This is a genomic window from Methylopila musalis, assembly GCF_042679725.1.
In the GTDB taxonomy this organism is placed as follows: domain Bacteria; phylum Pseudomonadota; class Alphaproteobacteria; order Rhizobiales; family Methylopilaceae; genus Methylopila; species Methylopila musalis.
In genome coordinates this window covers 1-1,057 of sequence record NZ_JBHTMX010000379.1, presented here as the reverse complement: position 1 = coordinate 1,057, position 1,057 = coordinate 1, and the positions used below count along the sequence as shown (strand labels likewise).

The following is a 1,057-nucleotide window of genomic DNA, read 5'->3' as shown; positions in this document are numbered from 1 at the left end:
CGAGCGGCGCCCGCGTCACCGTGTCCTGCGGCGCGGGCTGGGGCGTCCCCTCGGGGCGCGCGATGCTGCCGGTCTTGATGTCGTCGTCGCCGAACAGCGGATAGGACACGCTGCAGCCGCCGAGCGCCAGCGCCGCGCACACGGCGAGACCGACGGCCCTGCCCCGCCGCCACGCCGCTCGCGGGCCGAGGCCTGCTCGTGTACAGGTCTCAGGCGTGATGGCTTCAGACGCACGCTTGCGCGGATCGAGGCTACGCATCGGCACTCGGAACAACTCCCTGATCGCCGGGAAAGTGAAGGACAGGAGCGGTTAATGTCGAGTGACTTCGACGTCACACAGGATCCTTACGTCCTGTTCGACGCCTGGATGGCGGAAGCCAAGGCCTCCGAAATCAACGATCCCAACGCCATGGCGCTCGCGACCGTCGACGCCGACGGCCTGCCGGACGTGCGGGTGGTGCTGCTGAACGGGCTCGACCGCCGGGGCCTCGTGTTCTTCACCAATTCCGAGAGCGCCAAGGGCGTGGAGCTTGAAGGCCAGCCCAAGGCGGCCGTGGTGTTCCACTGGAAGTCCCTGCGGCGGCAGATTCGCGCCCGCGGCCCGGTGAGCGCGGTGACGGCCGAGGAGGCGGACGCCTATTTCGTCACCCGGCCCCGCATCAGCCGGCTGGGCGCCTGGGCCTCGCAGCAGTCGCGGCCGCTCGCCGCCCGCGCCGAGCTCGAGGCGGCGGTGGCCGCCCGCGACGCCGAGTTCGCCGATCGGGACCCGCCGCGGCCGCCGCACTGGAAGGGCTACCGCATCGCCCCGGTCGCGTTCGAGTTCTGGCAGGACATGCCCTACCGCCTGCACGACCGCGTCGTCTTCGTCGCGAACGGCGACGGCTGGGACAAGACCCGCCTCTATCCTTGAAGCCCCCGCGAGGATCCGCGTTTTCATGAGCCGCCCGACCGATCCGAATCCCGGCGACGCGCCGGCCGTCTGCCCCTTCACCGGCGTCCGCGCCGGGGAGCCGGCCGCGACGACCTCCGCTCCGGCCGGGCCGGTCCCGGCGGCGGC

Annotated in this window: 1 protein-coding gene; it reads left to right on the top strand. The window is 72.1% G+C overall.

Annotated elements, in window-relative coordinates:
• Positions 1 to 313 precede the first annotated feature (313 nt).
• The gene (gene pdxH / locus ACFQ4O_RS17795; protein ID WP_378777744.1) at positions 314 to 910 is read left to right on the top strand and encodes a pyridoxamine 5'-phosphate oxidase; all 597 of its coding nucleotides are present in this window, start codon (positions 314 to 316) and stop codon (positions 908 to 910) included.
• Positions 911 to 1,057: the final 147 nt, after the last annotated feature.

Excerpts from the sequence above, each read along its gene's own strand:
- pdxH (WP_378777744.1), top strand. The coding sequence starts at position 314 with ATGTCGAGTGACTTCGACGTCACACAGGATCCTTACGTCCTGTTCGAC.